This window comes from Novosphingobium sediminis (genome assembly GCF_007991615.1).
GTDB lineage: Bacteria > Pseudomonadota > Alphaproteobacteria > Sphingomonadales > Sphingomonadaceae > Novosphingobium > Novosphingobium sediminis.
This window is the reverse complement of the sequence record NZ_BJYR01000007.1, coordinates 182,164-199,843: the sequence shown is the minus strand read 5'-3', so window position 1 is coordinate 199,843 and position 17,680 is coordinate 182,164. Positions and strand designations below refer to the sequence as shown.

Here is a 17,680-nt window from a genome sequence, read left to right as displayed (position 1 = left end):
TGCCGGCCACGGGCGGTATGGAGTGCAGGATGTCCCCGCCGGTGCCTCCCTTCATTCCCGCGCCGCCGCGCCGTGCGTGGCAGGGTTCCGGGATCGTGCTGGCGATGTTCGCGCTGGCCACGGCGATCGGGCTGATCGCCGAATCGCGCTGGGGCAGCTTCCCGGTGGTGCTGCTCTATCTGCCGCCGGTGTTGGCCGCGGCGACTTTTGCCGGGCGCTGGCAGGCGTTGCTGGCCGCAGTGGCGGCAACGCTGGCCTACAATTTCTTTTTCACCGAGCCGACCTACACGCTGCTGGTCCGCGATCCGGGCGATCTCCTCACGGTGGCGATGCTGCTGACCGTGGGGCTGGTGACGAGCCATCTCGTCACCTCGCTGCGGGTGCAGGGCGAACTGGCGGCTTTTCACGCCAGCCGCAATGCGACGATCGCAGGCTTTGCGCGGCGGCTGCTTTCCTGCGCGGACGACAAGGCGATCGCAGCGGTGGCGGCCGGCGAACTGGCGCGGATCTTCGATTGCCATGCCTGCGTGGTGGCGGGCAGGCCGGAGGTGCGATTGCTGGGCGGGGTTGACCGGCTGAGCGAGGCCGATCTTGCGGTGGCGGCGCAGGCGCTGGAAAACGGCGTTCCGGCCGGGCGGCACATTTCGGGCGGCAGCCTGACCGACTGGCAATTCCATCCGGTGCGGGCCGCAGCGGGCACGCTGGCGGTGATCGGCCTTGCGCGCAGCGACGGGATGCCGCCGGTGGAGGCGGAGGGGCTTTCGCTGCTCGAAAACCTGTTCGATCAGGCGGCGCTGGCGCTGGAGCGCGCGCGGCTGGAAAGCGTTGGCCGCGAAAACGTGGTGCTGCGCGAGCGGGATGATCTGCGCTCGGCCCTGCTGGGATCGATCGGCAACGACATCCGCCCGCGCCTGCACGGCATCGCGGCGGGCTTGCGCAAGCTGCAGCGCGCGGGGCAGGCTGACGGCGAGGTGCTGCACGAAGTGGCGGGCGAGACGGCGAGGCTGACCGGGTTCATCGACAATCTTGCCGATCTCGATCTGGCGCAGAATCAGGATCCCATCCTCGTCGGCGCGGTGGCGATCGATCTCTACCGGCGCACGGTGACCCGCGGCGGAGAGCCAGTTCACCTGACGCCGAAGGAGTTTGCCGTGATCGCTGAACTGGCGCGCAATGCGGGGCGCGTGCTGACGCACCGCTATATGCTGCGCGCGGTGTGGGGGCCGGCGCATGAGGACCATGTCGACTACTTGCGCGTCGCGGTGAGCGCGCTGCGCAAGAAGCTGGGGGACGAGGTGATCGTGAATGAACCGGCGGTGGGCTACCGCCTCGCGGTTCAGTCCGCCCAGTAGAGCCGCATCGGGTTATCGACGAGGAGTTTGCGCTGCAGTTCCTCGGTCGGCGCGATGCGGGGGATCATGTCGACGAGGTGGCCGTCGTCGGGGATCTCGGTTTCCATGTTGGGGTGCGGCCAATCAGTGCCCCAGAGGCAGCGGTCCGGATAATCAGCGACGAGCGGCGCGACGGCAGCGGCGAAGGCGTCCCACGGATCGCCCGCTCCGCCTTCCTTGATGGCGTCGAGCCGGTCGGGGCAGGTGGCCTTGAACCAGATATCCTCGCGCGCATCGAGGAGAGCGCGGAAGGCGCGCATGTCCGGCCCATCGGGGCCCTGGCGGACGTCCGGGCGGCCCATGTGATCGATGACGAGGGGGACAGGGATCGCGTCCATGAACGGGCGCAGTTCCTCGAGGATATCGGCCTCGAAATAGATCACGACGTGCCAGCCTGCGGGGAGGCGCTGGGCGACTTCGAGGAACTTGTCCTTGGGCGCATCATCGACGAGGCGCTTGAGGAAATTGAAGCGGATGCCGCGGATGCCGCCTGCGTGGAGGGCATGGAGATCGGCGTCGGAAATGGCGGGATCGACGACGGCAACACCGCGCGCGAGGCCATTGGACTTGGCGATGGCATCGAGCGTGGCGGCGTTATCGGTGCCGTGGCAGCTGGCCTGCACGATCACATTGCGGGCGAAGCCGAGGTGATCGCGCAGGGCGAAAAGCTTATCTGGGCCAGCGTCTTCGGGGAGATACTTGGCCTTGGGGCTGAAGGGGAACTGGGCCATCGGACCGAACACGTGGCAATGCGCATCGACCGCGCCGGGGGGCGGGGTGTAGTGCGGCTTGCTGGGGGCGGCGTGCCAGCTGGTGATGCGGTTGGTCATGTTCGGGAACTCACTGTTGAGAGGCTGGCGTTGGGACGGCCCACCCCGCTGCGACTAGGCTCACTGCGTTCGCCAAGTCTCGCTCCCCTCCCGCATGCGGGAAGGGTTGGGGGTGGGTTTGCGCGGCGTCAGCCAAAGACCACTCCGTCCATCAGCTTGCGCGCGGTGCGTAGCAAGGCAGCAGTGCGGACTGCGCCGGTTTCGTCGGTTTCGAGGACACAGCTCATTTCGCCGGTGGGGTGCTCGACCGAGAGCAGCTTGCGCGCGCCATCGGGGATTTGGGCGACCTCTGCGGCGGGGGAGCCGGGGATCAGGCACGCAGTCGCGACGCTGACCGCGCCGAGGACGCCGATGGTGGCGTGCGCGCGGTGCGGGATGAAGCTGCGCACGGTGACCGCGCCGCCGTGCTTGGGCGGGGCGACGAGCATCATCTTGGGGACGGATTTTGATGTCACGTCGCCGAGGTTCATCATGGGGCCGACGATGAGGCGGATGGCTTCGATTTTCGCCTTAAGCTCGGCGGCGTTGTCGAGCCAGTCACGGTCCTCGTAGCCGGTGATTCCGACATCCTCGGCCTTCATCACGACGCAGGGCATGCCGTTGTCGATGAGCGTGACGGGCACGCCGTTGACGACATCGACCGCGTTGCCGGTAGGCAGGAGCGCGCCGCAGGAGGAACCGGCGGTATCGCGGAATTCGAGCGGGACAGGGGCGTGGGTGCCGGGGACGCCGTCGATCTGGGCGTCGCCCTTGTAGGTGACGGTTCCGCCGGGGGTCTGGACGGTGGCGACGGCGACCTGCCCGGTGTTTTCCATGTAAATCGACACGCGGGTTTCATCGCCGGTGGGGGCAACGAGGCCGCGCTCGATGGCAAAGGGGCCGATCCCGGCGAGGATGTTGCCGCAGTTCTGCGCATCGGTGACGATGGCCTGATCGACGAAGACCTGCAGGAACAGGTAATCGACGTCGATCCCTTCGCGGGTGGATTTGCTGACCACCGCGACCTTGCTGGTGAGGGGATCGGCGCCGCCCATGCCGTCGATCTGGACGGGATCGGGGCTGCCCATCATGGCGAGGAGGAAGGCATCGCGGGCGGCGGTGTCTTGCGGCAGATCATCCTTGAGGAAGTAGCCGCCCTTGGATGTGCCGCCGCGCATCCACATGCATTTCACGGCGGTCATTGGCTCCCCTCCCGCTTGCGGGATGGGTTGGGGGTGGGTTGGCGGCAGGCGCGGCGCTTGGAATGCCCACCCCTGGCCCCTCCCGCAAGCGGGAGGAGAATGAAAGGTTCAGACATACTTGAGGCCTTCCTTTTCGAGGCGTTCGCGCATCTTGTACATGTCGAGGCCGAGGATGCCTGCAGCGAGTTTTTCGCGCTTTTCGCCTTCGTTGGCTTCGCGGGCCTGCGCGGCCTTGAGGACGGCTTCGGCGTTGGCGCGGGGGACGACGCAGACGCCGTCGTCATCCGCGACGATGACATCGCCGGGGTTCACGAACTGGTTGGCGCAGACGACGGGGACGTTGACGCTGCCGAGCGTGTTCTTGACGGTGCCCTGCGCGTAGATCGCCTTGGACCAGACGGGGAAGTTCATTTCCGTGAGATCGCGAACATCGCGGACGCCTGCATCGATGACGAGGCCGCGGCAACCGCGTGCGATGGCGGAGGTGGCGAGGAGATCGCCGAAATAGCCATCCTCGCACGGGCTGGTGGGGGCGAGGAGGAGGATGTCGCCCGCCTTCAGTTGCTCGATGGCGACGTGAACCATCCAGTTGTCACCCGGAGGGGCGCTGATGGTGAGCGCGCTGCCCGCGATCCGCGCGCCGCGATAGATCGGGCGCATGTAGGAGGCGAGGAGGCCGGTGCGGCCTTGCGCTTCGTGGACGGTGGCGACGCCGCAGGCGGCGAGGCCGTCGATGACCGCCGGATCGGCGCGCTCGATGTTCTGGACGACGATACCGGACATGGGCTTCTCCCGAATTGCGTGGTTGGCGCTTCCTTCGGCTTCGCGCGTGAGCGGGGCCAATGCAATGTTTGGCGCGGGGCATAAGGAAATGCTAAGTAAGCGGGGATGAGCGAGCCTGCCTACAATATCCGGCACTATGCCGCCTTTGCCGCGACGGTGCGGCATGGGAGTGTGACGCGAGCGGCGCGGGCGGTGAACCTGACGCAGCCTGCGCTGACGCAGGCGATCGCGCGGCTGGAGGCGGAGCTGGGGTGCGCTTTGTTTGAACGCGGGTCTGGCGGGATGGCGCCGACGGAGCCTGCGCGGCTGCTGGCGCCGCGGGCGGAAGCGGCGATTGCGCAGATTGGTTCACCGCGCGTGACGGGGACGCAGGTGCGCGCGTTTCTGGCTTTGGCGCGGCAGGGGTCCTATGCCGGGGCGGCGGAGGCGACGGGGCTTTCGGCGGCTTCGCTCCACCGTGCGGTGGCGGATTTGGCGGTGGCGCTGGGGACGCGGCTGGTGGACCGGCGCGGGCGGCGGGTGCTGCTCACGCCGCAGGGCGAGCGGCGCGCGCGCGGGTTTGGCTTGGCGATGGCGGAACTGCGCAGCGGGCTGGCAGAAGTCGCGGCGTGGCAGGGCAAGGCGGCAGGGCGGATCGTGGTGGGGGCGATGCCGCTCAGCCGCGCGCGGTGGTTGCCGGAGACGATCCTGCGCTTTCATTCGGCGCATCCGGGGGTGGGCATTGTGGTGGTCGAAGGGAGCCATGCGGAGCTGGCGGGGCCGCTGCGCGATGGCGAGATTGACCTGATGCTGGGGGCACTGCGTGAAGGTGCGGTGCTGGAGGACTTGCGGCAGGAGCCGGTGTTCGAGGATAGTCCGCAACTTGTGATGCGCGCGGGGCATCCGTTGCTGGCGGAGGCTGATCCGGTGGGCGCGCGGCTGGCGGATTATCCGTGGGTGCTGCCGGCGCGGGGCACGCCGCTGCGGCAATATTGGGAGCGGATGATGCGCGAGGGCGGTGCGGAGCCGCCGGAAGTGGGGATCGAGTGCGGTTCGGTGCTGACGGTGCGGCAATTGCTGCTGGGTTCGGATGCGCTGACCTTGCTGAGCCCGGCGCAGCTGGCGGTGGAATTGCAGGCGGGTGTGCTCGCCAGCCTGCCGACACCCGCGCCGGTGCGGCGGCGGATCGGGATCACCACGCGCGAGGGGTGGCAGCCGACGGGGCCGCAGGCGGCGTTTCTGGAGTTGCTGCGCGAAGTGGCGGCAGAGGAATTCGCATAATCTTATAGGGCGGGCGCGAATTGCATTTGTTTGCCCCTCGTGCGCGACGCAGGAGGGCGGCATGGAAAGCAACATCGCCCTGATCGGCTTCGGTGAGGCCGGGTCTACCTTTGCGGATGCGGCTGGCTGGGAAGCTGGCGCGGCGGCCTATGACATATTGCCCGCGCGGCGCGCTGCGATGGAAGCGGCCGGTGTGCTGGTTTGCGCGAGCGCGCAGGATGCGTTGGCCGATGCGGACATGGTGCTGTCGCTGGTGACGGCGGATGCGGCGCTGGCGGCGGCGCAGGATTATGCGGCGCTGCTGAAGCCTGGTGCGCTGTGGTGCGACATGAATTCGGTGGCGCCCGATACGAAGCGCGCGGCGGCGGTTGCCATCGAGGCGGCGGGCGGGCGCTATCTGGATGTGGCGGTGCTTGCTCCGGTGAACCCCGCGCGGATGAATGTGCCGCTGCTGGTTTCGGGCGCGGCAGCGGATGAGGCGGCTGAGGCGCTGCGCGGTGCGGGCTTTGCCAATGTGCGCGTGGTGGGGGCCGAGGTTGGCCGGGCTTCTGCGATCAAGATGATCCGTTCGGTGATGGTCAAGGGCATAGAGGCGCTGACGGCGGAGATGATGCTGGCAGCCGACGCTGCGGGCGTGACCGACGAAGTGCTTTCTTCGCTCGATGCGAGCGAGAAGTCGCAAGGCTGGGCGGCGCGGGCGGCCTACAATCTGGAGCGCATGACGACGCACGGGGCACGCCGCGCGGCCGAGATGGAGGAGAGCGCCAAGACGCTCATTTCGCTCGGCATCGAGCCGGTGATGACCATCGGCACTGTCAAGCGCCAGCGCGATATGGCCGGGAAGGCCGCACTATTTTCCGCAGAAAAGGTAGCTGCAGAATGACGATGATCATCGACTGCCATGGCCATTACACCGTGCTGCCTAAGGCGCACGACGAGTGGCGCGAGGCGCAGAAGGCCGCGTTCAAGGCTGGCCAGCCCGCGCCGCCCTATCCCGACATTTCCGACGACGAGATCCGCGCGACGATCGACGCGAACCAGCTGCGCCTGATCAAGGAACGCGGGGCGGACATGACGATCTTCTCCCCCCGCGCGAGTGCGATGGCGCCGCATGTGGGGGATCAGTCGGTCGCGGTGCCGTGGGCGCAGGCGTGCAACAACCTGATCGCGCGGGTGGTGGGGCTTTATCCTGAGACGTTCGCGGGCGTTTGCATGTTGCCGCAATCGCCCGAAGCGGACCTGACGAGCTCGATCGCGGAGCTGGAACGCTGCGTGACGGAGCTGGGCTTCATCGGCTGCAACCTCAATCCCGATCCGGGCGGCGGGCACTTCAAGCATCCGCCGCTGACCGATCCGTACTGGTTCCCGCTCTACGAGAAGATGGTGGAACTGGATGTTCCGGCGATGATCCACGTTTCGGGATCGTGCAATCCGGCGCAGCACGCGACGGGGGCGTACTATATCGCGGCGGATACCATCGCGTTCATGCAGCTGCTGGAAGGTGATCTGTTTGCGAAGTTCCCGACGCTGCGCTTCATCATCCCGCATGGCGGCGGCGCGGTGCCTTATCACTGGGGGCGCTATCGCGGGCTCGCCGACATGCTCAAGAAGCCGGACCTCCAGAGCCACCTGATGAACAACGTGTTCTTCGATACCTGCGTCTATCATCAGCCGGGGATCAACCTGCTGGCCGATGTGATCGAGACCAAGAACATCCTGTTCGGCAGCGAGATGGTTGGCGCGGTGCGCGGGATCGATCCTACTACAGGGCACTATTTCGACGACACCAAGCGCTATGTCGATGCGCTCGATATTACCGACGAGGCGCGCCACGCGATCTTCGAGGGCAATGCCCGCCGCGTCTACCCGCGTCTCGACGCCAAGCTCAAGGAGATGGGCAAGTGAGCAGCGAAAAGCCCAGCACGGACATTCATGCCTATCTGGCCGAGCTCGAGGATATTCCGGGTACGCGCGTCTATACCGCCGCGCGGGCGCGCAAGGGGTATCATATCAACCAGTTCGCGATGAGCCTGATGAAGGGCGACAACCGTGAGCGCTTCAAGGCGGACGAGCGGGCCTATCTCGATGAGTGGCCGATCTCCGAGGAGGCCAAGCAGGCTCTTCTGAAGCGCGATTACAACACGCTGCTCGACCTTGGGGGGAACGTCTACTTCCTCTCGAAGCTGTTCTCGACCGATGGCCTCAGCTTTGCCGAGGCGGTGAGCACGATGACCGACATGACGTTCCCGGAATATCGGGACATGATGCTGAAGGGCGGGCGTTCTCCCATCGGCAATCGCTCGATCAAGGGGGGCTATTGATATGGCGCGTTTGACTGCCGGTGTCGGCTCCAGCCATGTGCCCTTGCTGGGCGTGGCTGTCGATCAGGGCAAGACCGGGGACGACTATTTCGGGCCGATCTTCGCCGGGTACGAATGGACCCGTGAATGGGAAAAGGCCGAGAAGCCGGACGTGATCGTGCTTGTCTACAACGACCACGCGAGCGCGTTCGACATGAAGATCGTACCGACCTTCGCGATCGGCTGCGGCGAGCGTTACAAGCCGGCAGACGAGGGCTGGGGCCCGCGCAAGGTGCCCGATGTGGAAGGCCATGCCGACCTTGCCTGGCACATCGCGCAGAGCCTGATCCTCGACGATTTCGACATGACGATCATCAACGAGATGGACGTCGACCACGGCCTCACCGTGCCGCTCTCGATGATGTTCGGCTCGCCCGACAAGTGGCCGGTGAAGGTCGTGCCGCTGGCGGTGAACGTCGTTACCTACCCGGTGCCCTCGGGCAATCGCTGCTGGGCGCTGGGTGAGGCGATTGCCCGCGCGGTGGCGAGCTTCCCCGAGGATCTCAATGTGCAAATCTGGGGCACCGGCGGGATGAGCCATCAGTTGCAAGGTCCGCGCGCGGGGCTGCTCAACCGCGAGTGGGACAACAAGTTCCTCGACATGCTGGAAAGCGATGACGACGCGGCGCGGTGGATTCCGCATATCGAATACCTGCGCGAGACCGGCAGCGAGGGCATCGAGATGGTGATGTGGCTCATCATGCGCGGGGCGCTGGGCAAGAAGGTGAAGACGTTGCACCGGCATTACCATATCCCGTGCAGCAACACGGCCATCGGGCACATCGTGCTGGAGCCGGCGGACTGATTTTCTCCCCTCCCGTGTGCGGGAGGGGCTGGGGGTGGGCCTTTCGGGCTTTCCTCCGGGATTTGGATAGAAACCCGCTTTCGCGGGTGCCCACCCCCGACCCCTCCCGCAAGCGGGAGGGGGGAAGAGATGAAGGCCCCTCCTGCAAGCGGGAGGGGAGTTAGTTGGAGGATTTCATGCGTATTGCACTCGCCGGTGCCGGTGCTTTTGGTGAGAAGCACCTTGATGGCCTGAAGAAGATCGAGGGTGTCGAGATCGTCTCGATCATCTCGCGCACCGCCGAACAGGCGGCGGCGGTGGCTGCAAAGTATGGCGCGAAGCATAGCTCAACCGAACTTGAGGATGCTCTGGCGCGCGACGATGTCGAAGCGGTTATCCTTTGCACGCCGACACAGATGCATGCCGCCCAGGCGATTGCCTGCATGGACGCGGGCAAGCACGTGCAGGTGGAAATCCCGCTGGCGGATAGCTGGGCGGACAGCGAGGCGGTGGTCGCCAAGCAGAAGGAGACCGGGCTGACCTGCATGGTCGGGCACACCCGGCGCTTCAATCCGAGCCACCAGTACGTGCACAACAAGATCACGGCGGGTGAGTTCAACGTCCAGCAGATGGACGTGCAGACCTACTTCTTCCGCCGCCGCAATATCAATGCGAAGGGCGAGCCGCGTTCGTGGACCGACCACCTGCTGTGGCACCACGCGGCGCATACGGTGGACCTGTTTGCCTATCAGGCGGGCAAGATCGTCAAGGCCAATGCGCTGCAGGGGCCGATGCATCCCGAGCTTGGCATCGCGATGGACATGTCGATCCAGCTGCTGAGCGAAACGGGCGCGATCTGCACGCTTTCGCTTTCGTTCAACAATGACGGGCCGCTGGGCACGTTCTTCCGCTACATCGGCGATACCGGCACGTATATCGCGCGGTACGACGATCTGGTGAATGGCAAGGAAGAGCCGATCGACGTTTCCAAGGTCGACGTTTCGATGAACGGGATCGAGCTGCAGGACCGCGAATTCATTGCGGCGATCCGCGAAGGGCGCGAGCCCAATTCGTCGGTGGGCAAGGTGCTCGATTGCTACCGCGTGCTGGGTGAGCTGGAGACGCAGTTGGCGGGGTGATGTGCATCCCCTGCTTCGTCATTGCGAGCGAAGCGAAGCAATCCAGAGCGGTTGTGCTCTGACGCTCTGGATTGCTTCGCTTCGCTCGCAATGACGAGGGGGTGCTGTAATGGGCGGTGGGGGAGGCCGAAGCGATGGAAGCGCTGATTGCCTATTCGGGGCGCAAGTTTGCCCGCCCGCGCTATTACGCCAATGCCCATGAGCGCGACGAGGTTGATATTGCGCCGGTGCTGATGCCGGTGCTGGATGCGCGCGCCGCCGCTACGACCGTTGATCGCGAGGGGTTCGCGCTCGTTTCCCACCGGAGCGCTGTGCGTGATTTCCGCGACCGCGAGGAAGTGGCGCGCGTCCATCGGCGCGAGATCGAGGAACTGGTGCAGGCCGAAACGGGGGCGGATTTCGTCCATGTCGGCGCGCCGGGGTTGCTGCGGTTTTCGGAAAGGTCCGGGCTGGCGGGAAGCCTCAACAATTCGATGCCGGCGCGGTTTGCGCATATCGACATTTCGGATGCGACGGCGGCGCAGTTTGGGCAAGCCGGCGCAAATGGGCGCGCGTTCAGACGCTGCGCGCATTACAATGTGTGGCGCGCGCTTTCGCCGGCGCCGCAGGATGTGCCGCTGGCGCTGTGCGATGCGCGGACGCTGGCGGCTGGGGATCTGATCGCGGCGGATGCGGTGTTCGACGAGCCCGGCAAGCCCGAGTGGTCGTTCGAAGGCTTGGTGGTGGCCCACAATCCGGCGCACCGCTGGTATGCGTTCCTCGATCTGGGGCAGGACGAGGCGATCCTGTTCAAGACGCATGACAGCGATTCCGGGTTGGCGCATCACGTGCCGCATGTTGCGTTCGACCTGCCCGGATGCCCCGCCGATGCCCCGCCTAGAGTGAGTATCGAGATGCGCGCGACTGCGTGGTGGTGGCGCTAATGCAACAGTTTGTGTTGCATACTATTGTGCATGAACATGGCTGTTGCGTCTGATGGCATAATTGTTATGACTCATACCTGATCGAACGAGTACATCGTCGACAAAAAAGGGAGGGTGACCATGGCCAGATTGACGGCCGCGCGGCGCGTAGCGCGCTTGCTCGGTATGACCGCAGCTATCGTTTCCGTGCCTGCCTTCGCGCAGGAAGCTGCTCCGCAGGCGGCAGGTGATGCTGCTGCCGCGCCGACAACGCAGGAAATCGTCGTTACCGCGCAGTTCCGCGCGCAGAAGCTGCAGGATACGCCGCTGGCGATCACCGCGGTCAATGCCGCCGTGCTTGAAGCGCGTGGGCAGACCGACATCTCGCAGATCGCGGCGCAGTCCCCGAACGTCACCCTGCGCGCACAGCCGCAGAGCGGCGGTATCGGCCTCATCGCGTTCATCCGCGGCATCGGCCAGACCGACTTCAACTACGCGCTCGAGCCGGGCGTGGGCATCTATGTCGACGACGTCTACATCCCGACGCTGTCGAGCTCGCTGCTCGACCTGATGGATCTGGAACGAGTCGAAGTGCTGCGCGGTCCGCAGGGCACGCTGGCGGGCCGCAACTCGATCGGCGGCGCGATCAAGCTGTTCTCCAAGAAGCCGACCGGCGAAGGCGGCGGCTATCTGCAGGCGACTTATGGTGCGTACAACCGCATCGACGTGCGCGGCGTGGCGGATTTCAAGATCACCGACCACCTGTTCGCGCGTGTTTCGGGCGCGACCAAGAACTCCGACGGCTATGTGAAGCTGCTCGATTACGGTCTGTCGCATCCCAATTCGAACGTGCCGGCCAACACCAATGCCGGCAATGGCATCGAGCGCGGCACGCTGGGTGGCCGTTCGTTCTCCGCCGGGCGCCTCGCGCTGCGCTGGGAAGCGACGCCCGACATCGAAGTGAACGTGGCGGCGGACTACACGCGTGAGCGCAATGATGCCGGCGCGCAGGTGCTGCTCTACGGCAACGCCCCCGCGACGACGCCCGAGGGCCTGCCGTGGCTGAAGGGCAAGGATGGCAACCCGGTTCCGCTGAGCAACGAGTTCGTGCCCTATAGCACGCGCTTCCAGCAGAGCGGCTCGACCACTCCGGCCGGCTATGATCCGCGCTTCATCAACTACGCCAACTTCCTTGATGCGCGCACGCCGACGAGCCAGGCGCCGTTCAAGCCTTATGCCGCCAACAACCAGCAGAACTACGACGGCTGGGGCATCACCGGCAACGTGACGGCGAAGCTGGCCGACAACATGAGCCTGACGTGGATCTCCTCGTTCCGCCGCTACAAGATGAGCTTCGGCTTCGATCAGGACGGCTCGCCCGTGCCGGTCGCGCAGCTCGACAACATCCTGCGCCACCGCGCATGGAGCCAGGAAGTGCGCCTCAACGGCAGCTTCATGGACAAGCGCATCGAGTACACGCTGGGCGGGTTCTACTTCGACCAGAACGGCACCTACAACGCGCGTGTCGACTTGAACTATGCCGGCATCGACTTCATCCACGGTCCGGACAGCACGCCTTCGACCTCTAAGGCACTGTTCTTCAACGGCACCTTCCACATCACCGATGCGTGGGGGATTACCGGCGGCATCCGCCATACGTGGGACAAAAAGGACTACACCTACTTCCGCTCCAACCCGGACGGAACGGTGCCCGGTCCGCTGCCGTGCGAGTTCTTCCTCGGCGCGCCGACCGCTGGTCCGACCGGCATCGGCAACTCGCCGAACTGCCTGCTGATCGGCCTTTACAACGTGACCGGCCAGTTCAAGGGCCAGCGCACTGACTGGCGCGTGGAAACCGACTACCGGTTCAGCCCGGAAGTCTTCGCCTATGCCTCGGTGGCGACGGGCTACAAGGGCGGCGGCGTGAACCCGCGTCCGTTCTTCGGTCCTTCGGCGGGTGACTGCAACGTGCTGCCGTTCGGCGCTCCTTGCAACCAGATCACCTCATTCCAGCCGGAAACGCTGCGCACGTATGAAGCGGGCATAAAGACCGACCTGTTCGATCGCAGGCTGCGCTTCAACGCATCGGCGTTCTTCAACAAGTACGACAACATCATCCTGACGCTGACGCGCTGCCACGGCTTCTCGCCGTGTCTGATGCCGGCCAACGTCGGCAAGGCTGAAGTCTGGGGTCTTGAAGGCGAAACGACGATCCGCCCGGTCGAAGGCCTCACGCTGGATGGTTCGATCAGCTACCTGCACTTCAAGTACAAGGACACCGGCACGACAAACGTTCCGCTGACCAACGTGACGCCCTACACGCCGAAGTGGAATTGGAGCTTTGGCGCGCAGTACGACTACGCGATGAAGATCGGCACGATCAGCGCGCGCTTTGACGGCACGTACCAGTCGTCGATCTTCACCGAGGCGTTCAACGGTCCGGACAACCTTGTCGACGGCCGCTTCCTCGGCAATGCGAAGCTGACCTACACCAGCCAGGACAAGGACTGGCAGCTTTCGTTCGAAGTGCAGAACGTGTTCAACAAGTACTATTACAACACCATCGAAGACGTGAAGAGCTCGCTTGGCGCGATCACGGCCAACCCCGGCCTGCCGCGCACCTGGGCGGTTTCGATCAAGCGCACGTTCTGATCGCAGCGTTCGCGTGAAACAGGAGGGCCGCTTCACCTTGGTGGAGCGGCCCTTTTGCTGCGCGCAAATACGGTTGAAATCGGCCCCGCGCGTGTTAGACCTATTCTAACAAATGATAGAATGGGATTGGGCTGATGGGTGCGTTTCCGCAGACAATGTATTTCACTGGGCTCAACGCGCCGGTGGGCGAAGAAGTGAGCCTGACCGGGCTGGCGGTGGAAGGCACGCTGCCCGCCGAAGTGCGTGGCAGCTTCTACCGCGCGGTGCCGGACCCGGCCTTTCCGCCCAAGTTCGAGAATGACCACACGCTTTCGGGTGACGGCATGGTCAGCCGGCTTTCGTTCAATGCGGACGGGACGGCGGACTTCGCGATCCGCTTCGTGGAGACGGCGCGCTTTCTGGCGGAGAAGGCGGCGGGGCACGCGAAGTTTGGCAAGTACCGCAATCCGTTTACCGACGATGCCGACGTGCAGGGGGTGGACCGCACGGTGGCGAACACCACGCCGGTGTGGCACGCGGGGCGGATGCTGATGGCGAAGGAGGACGGGCGGCCCTATCGCATCGATCCCAAGACGCTGGAGACGCTGGGTTCATACGACTTCGGCGGCGTGCTGAAATCGGAAACGATGACCGCGCATGTGCGGATCGATCCCGCCACGAAGGAGCTGTTCTTCTATGGCTACGAGGCGGATGGGCTGGCTTCGGCCAAGGTGGCCTACTGCGTGGTCGGTGCGGACGGGGTGCTTAAATCGGAGCAGTGGTTCGATGCGCCCTACTGCGCGATGATGCACGATTTCACCATCAGCGAAAACTATGCGCTGTTTCCGATCTATCCGACGACGGCGGATCTTGAGCGGCTGAAGGCGGGCGGCGAGCACTGGCATCACGAGCAGGAGACGGATTCGTGGCTCGGCGTGATGCCGCGCTATGGCGATGTTTCCGAAATCCGCTGGTTCAAGGGGCCCAAGGGCGTCCATTCCTACCACATGATGAACGCGTGGGAGGATGAAGGCGGCCTGCTGCACTTCGATGCCTGCCTCAATTCGACCAATGCCTTCGCCTTCATCCGCGAGCCTTCGGGCATCCATCTGCAGCCGTGGGAAGTGCAGGGCGCGCTGACGCGGTGGACGGTTGATCCCAAGGCTGACGGCGGAGAGGTTAAGGAGACGGTGATCGGGCCTCCGGGCGATTTCCCGGTGATCCCGGCAGCGAAGCAGGGCAGGCCTTATGACCATGGCTGGATGCTGACGATGAACCCCGAGCTTCAGGGTCCGCCGCTGCTGGGCGGGCCGGTCGGCGCAATGTTCAATCTGCTGCTGCGGCTGGATATGCGGGCCAGCTCGCCGCACGCGCAAAAACGCCCGCCGCAGGCCTTGGCGCTGCCGCCGATGGCCGGGTTCAACGAGCCGGTGCATGTGCCCGCCAGCGATCCGGCGCATGAGGGCTGGCTGGTGACGATCGTCGACCAGCAGATCGGCGAGGACCAGTTCCTCCATCAGGCGTGGGTGATCGATGCGGGCAACGTGGGGGCAGGGCCGGTGGCCAAGGTGACGATCCCGCACCGGCTGCGCCCGCAGGTGCATGGCTGGTGGGTGCCGCAAGCGGAGCTGGACGCGGCATGAGCAAACTCGTCATCACCGGCGCCTCAGGCAACTATGGCCGGGGGCTGACGGACCGGCTGATCGCGGCGGGGCGGGCGGCGGACCTGATCCTCATCTCGCGATCACCGGACAAGCTGGCTGACCGCACAGCGCAGGGCTGCGCCGTGCGCTACGGCGATTTCGACAAGCCCGAGACGCTGGGCGAGGCGGTGCAGGGCGGGGAGCGGATGCTGCTCATTTCCGGCACGCGGGTCGGCGCGCGGGTGGTGCAGCACAAGGCGGCGATCGATGCGGCAGCGGCGGCGGGTGTGCGCCACATCGCCTATACCAGCTTCATCGGCATCGACGATCCGGCAAACCCGGCTGAAGTGCGCCACGATCACATCGAAACCGAGCGCCTGATCCGCGCTTCGGGCATGGCGTGGACGATGCTGCGCGATGCGCACTATGCCGATGCGATGATCCTGATGGCGGGCCCGGGCGTGATCCAGAGCGGCCAGTGGGTGAGCAACGCGGGTGATGGGCTGGAGGCGATGGTGTGGCGCGACGACTGCGTGGCCTGTGCCGCTGCCGTGCTGCTCGGTGAGGGACACGAGGGGCAGGTCTACAACGTGACCGGGCCGGAATTGCAGACGTTCGGCGAAGTGGCGGCGATCATGGCCGAGGTGACGGGGCGTCCGGTCGCCTATGTTTCGACCACCGATGACGAGCAGTACGCGATGTTCGATGCGATGGGCATTCCGCGCCGTCCGGTGGACGATCAGAGCGTGGCGGGCATCCCGTGGAACAGCGACGACATGGTGAGTTTCGGCCGCGCGATCCGCGAAGGGTTCCTTAAGGTCTGCACCGATGATGTGGAACGGCTGACAGGGCGCAAGGCGCGCTCGGTGCGGGCGATGATCGAAGCGAACGCGGAGATGCTGCGCGGGGCGTGACGACGTGGTAGGTTCGGCGCGCTCTGGCAGGGAGTGCGCTTCTTGAAGCTTTCGACGCGGTTCGGCCTGGTGGGCCTTGGCGGGCTGGCGCTGCTTTCAGCGTTGCAATGGGCGCGGCAGCACCACCTGCAACAGGGTGAGGTATCGACCTATCTGATCGGCGTGGGGCCCAATTTTGCGGCGGCCATCGCGATCACCTTCGTGGCGCTGGCGGCGTGGCTCGACATGAAGCCGTTGGCTGATCCTGCGGCAGTGGGGCGGCGCTTCCGCGCAAGTGCTGCGGTGAGCGCGCTGGGCCTGATCGGCTGGGAATGCGTGCAGATGACCAGCCACGCGCTTGTGTTTGATTGGCAGGACATGCTGGCGACCCTCGCGGGGATCGCGGTCTCTTTCGCGCTGTTCGGGGCGATGCGCCGCCCGGCCTAGTGCCAGGTTGACTTCATCGCGCGGACGACGTCTGCCGTTTGCTGGAGGATGTCGTCGATCTGGTCGGCGATGAAGGCCTTGGGATCGCGGTAGGCCATGGCGAGGCCTTCGTAGCGACGCGCGACGAGGGGGCCATCGGACAGGACATTGAGGCTGTGGTGGCGCGGATCGCCCATGATCCGGCGCAGCACCGTGCGCACCGCTTCCTCAGGGCCTTCAAGCACTTGCGCAAAGCGGCCCTTGTGCAGGGTCAGCACACTGGAGATGCCGACCCGCGCGTTGCGATCGCCCGAAAGCTCGCAGATTTCCCGTGCCTGCTGCATCGCCACCTCGTGCCTGGCAACGGCGATGCTGGTGTAGGACAACTTCCACAGGCGCATGGCGGATAGGTCCTTTCCGGATGAACCGCGCCCCTATGCTCCTGCCCTCGTTCATTGCACGATGAATAGTGAAGCCTGCCGACGGAATGTGTCCGAACTGTTGCCAATGCGCCGCAATCGGCGGAATCAGAGGCTTGCGGCGTAGAGCGCGAGCATGCGGCTCCATGCTTTTTCGGCCTGCACCTTGTCGTAGATCGGGGCGTCGATCGTGCACCAGCCGTGCTGGGCGGGATAGACTTCGATCTCGGCGGGGCGGCCCGCGGCATTTGCGGCGTCGGCGAGGGCGGATTTGTCGCCCGGGGCGCTGGCGTCGTCGTTCTGGGCAATCGCGATGAGGAAGCTGGCGTTTGTCTTTGCGAGGAGATTGACCGGGCTGTCAGGCCCTTCGCCGACAAGGCCCGCGCCGTGGAACGAGGCGGCGGCGCCGATGCGATCAGGCACCGCAGCGGCGGTGCGCACGGTGTAGGGCCCGCCCATGCAATAGCCGCAGGTGCCGATGCGCCTCGCGGTATCGACTTCGGCCTGCGCATCGAGCCAGGCGACGAAGGCCTTGGCATCGCTCATCGTGCCGGCGGGGGTGATACCGGCGATCAGCGGCTTCAGCTTGGCCTGACCTTCGGGCGTGCGCCATGCGACGAGCGAATCGAGCACCGGGGCGACTGCGCCGCGGTAGTAGTGGTTGACGACGAGCACGGCATACCCGGCGGAGGCGAGGCGCGAGGCCATGGTCTTGTAGGCTTCGCGCAGGCCGGCGATATCGGGCCACATGATGACGGCGGGATGCTTGCCGGTTTCGGGGGTGTAGAACCACGCATCGACCTTGCCATCGGGTGTGGTGACAGTGACGGCGCGGCCCTTGACCGGGAGATCGCCGGGGGCGGACTGTGCCGCGCTGCAACCGGGGATCGTGGCCATGATCACCATCCCGGCGCCGGCGGCGCTGAACTGGCGGCGGCTGAGCCATGCGGCGTTCTGGGCTTCGGTCTGTTCGTCACACATGGGTCTGGGTCTTTCGCTGGGAGCTACGCGCGCGGGGGCAGACTACCGCCGCGAGCG

Annotated in this window: 17 protein-coding genes; 12 read left to right on the top strand and 5 right to left on the bottom strand. The window is 65.5% G+C overall.

What is annotated here, in order from left to right; genetic code table 11:
- The first annotated feature begins 29 nt into the window (after positions 1–29).
- Positions 30–1,352, top strand: coding sequence for a DUF4118 domain-containing protein (locus NSE01_RS05605; RefSeq protein ID WP_170233768.1), 1,323 nt, complete (start codon positions 30–32; stop codon positions 1,350–1,352).
- Here the strand turns inward: NSE01_RS05605 and NSE01_RS05600 are convergent.
- From NSE01_RS05600 to ligK, 3 genes are all read right to left on the bottom strand, one after another.
- The gene (locus NSE01_RS05600) at positions 1,337–2,221 is read right to left on the bottom strand and encodes an amidohydrolase family protein (protein ID WP_147158645.1); all 885 of its coding nucleotides are present in this window, start codon (positions 2,219–2,221) and stop codon (positions 1,337–1,339) included. The genes NSE01_RS05605 and NSE01_RS05600 overlap by 16 nt on opposite strands.
- A 128-nt stretch (positions 2,222–2,349) precedes the next feature.
- Complete coding sequence (locus NSE01_RS05595) at positions 2,350–3,402, bottom strand: 4-oxalomesaconate tautomerase (protein ID WP_147158644.1); 1,053 nt, start codon at positions 3,400–3,402, stop codon at positions 2,350–2,352.
- 108 nt (positions 3,403–3,510) lie between these two features.
- Positions 3,511–4,185 carry a 4-carboxy-4-hydroxy-2-oxoadipate aldolase/oxaloacetate decarboxylase gene (gene ligK / locus NSE01_RS05590; protein WP_147158643.1) on the bottom strand — a complete coding sequence of 225 codons (675 nt, stop codon included), beginning with the start codon at positions 4,183–4,185 and terminating at the stop codon, positions 3,511–3,513.
- Between the two features lie 105 nt (positions 4,186–4,290).
- Between ligK and ligR the strand changes: the two genes are divergently transcribed.
- The 11 genes from ligR (at position 4,291) to NSE01_RS05530 (ending at position 16,244) form a co-directional block, all read left to right on the top strand.
- Positions 4,291–5,445: an aromatic metabolism transcription factor LigR gene (gene ligR / locus NSE01_RS05585; RefSeq protein ID WP_147158642.1), complete on the top strand. Its 1,155-nt coding sequence runs from the start codon at positions 4,291–4,293 to the stop codon at positions 5,443–5,445.
- A 61-nt stretch (positions 5,446–5,506) separates the two neighbouring features.
- Positions 5,507–6,328, top strand: coding sequence for an NAD(P)-dependent oxidoreductase (locus NSE01_RS05580; protein WP_147158641.1), 822 nt, complete (start codon positions 5,507–5,509; stop codon positions 6,326–6,328).
- The gene (locus tag NSE01_RS05575; RefSeq protein WP_147158640.1) at positions 6,325–7,350 is read left to right on the top strand and encodes an amidohydrolase family protein; all 1,026 of its coding nucleotides are present in this window, start codon (positions 6,325–6,327) and stop codon (positions 7,348–7,350) included. The genes NSE01_RS05580 and NSE01_RS05575 overlap by 4 nt, the downstream gene beginning before the upstream one ends.
- Positions 7,347–7,766, top strand: coding sequence for a protocatechuate 4,5-dioxygenase subunit alpha (ligA, locus tag NSE01_RS05570; protein WP_147158639.1), 420 nt, complete (start codon positions 7,347–7,349; stop codon positions 7,764–7,766). The genes NSE01_RS05575 and ligA overlap by 4 nt, the downstream gene beginning before the upstream one ends.
- A 1-nt stretch (position 7,767) precedes the next feature.
- On the top strand, positions 7,768–8,610 hold the full coding sequence (locus tag NSE01_RS05565; RefSeq protein WP_147158638.1) for a class III extradiol dioxygenase subunit beta: 843 nt from the start codon (positions 7,768–7,770) through the stop codon (positions 8,608–8,610).
- Between the two features lie 176 nt (positions 8,611–8,786).
- Complete coding sequence (locus NSE01_RS05555) at positions 8,787–9,728, top strand: Gfo/Idh/MocA family oxidoreductase (RefSeq protein WP_147158637.1); 942 nt, start codon at positions 8,787–8,789, stop codon at positions 9,726–9,728.
- A gap of 134 nt (positions 9,729–9,862) precedes the next feature.
- Complete coding sequence (locus NSE01_RS05550; RefSeq protein ID WP_147158636.1) at positions 9,863–10,651, top strand: CmcJ/NvfI family oxidoreductase; 789 nt, start codon at positions 9,863–9,865, stop codon at positions 10,649–10,651.
- A 120-nt stretch (positions 10,652–10,771) separates the two neighbouring features.
- Positions 10,772–13,282, top strand: a complete 2,511-nt coding sequence (locus NSE01_RS05545; protein WP_147158635.1) for a TonB-dependent receptor — start codon at positions 10,772–10,774, stop codon at positions 13,280–13,282.
- Between the two features lie 134 nt (positions 13,283–13,416).
- Entirely contained in the window at positions 13,417–14,904 is a 1,488-nt protein-coding gene (nov2, locus tag NSE01_RS05540; protein ID WP_147158634.1) for a lignostilbene-alpha,beta-dioxygenase NOV2, read from the top strand.
- Positions 14,901–15,818, top strand: coding sequence for an SDR family oxidoreductase (locus NSE01_RS05535; protein ID WP_147158633.1), 918 nt, complete (start codon positions 14,901–14,903; stop codon positions 15,816–15,818). Before nov2 ends, NSE01_RS05535 begins: the two co-directional genes overlap by 4 nt.
- A 42-nt stretch (positions 15,819–15,860) precedes the next feature.
- Entirely contained in the window at positions 15,861–16,244 is a 384-nt protein-coding gene (locus tag NSE01_RS05530; RefSeq protein ID WP_147158632.1) for a hypothetical protein, read from the top strand.
- On the opposite strand, the gene NSE01_RS05525 is transcribed toward NSE01_RS05530, so the two are convergent.
- On the bottom strand, positions 16,241–16,624 hold the full coding sequence (locus tag NSE01_RS05525; RefSeq protein ID WP_147158631.1) for a BLUF domain-containing protein: 384 nt from the start codon (positions 16,622–16,624) through the stop codon (positions 16,241–16,243). The two genes, NSE01_RS05530 and NSE01_RS05525, sit on opposite strands and share 4 nt — an antisense overlap.
- 126 nt (positions 16,625–16,750) lie before the next feature.
- Positions 16,751–17,623, bottom strand: coding sequence for a dienelactone hydrolase family protein (locus tag NSE01_RS05520; RefSeq protein WP_147158630.1), 873 nt, complete (start codon positions 17,621–17,623; stop codon positions 16,751–16,753).
- Positions 17,624–17,680: the final 57 nt, after the last annotated feature.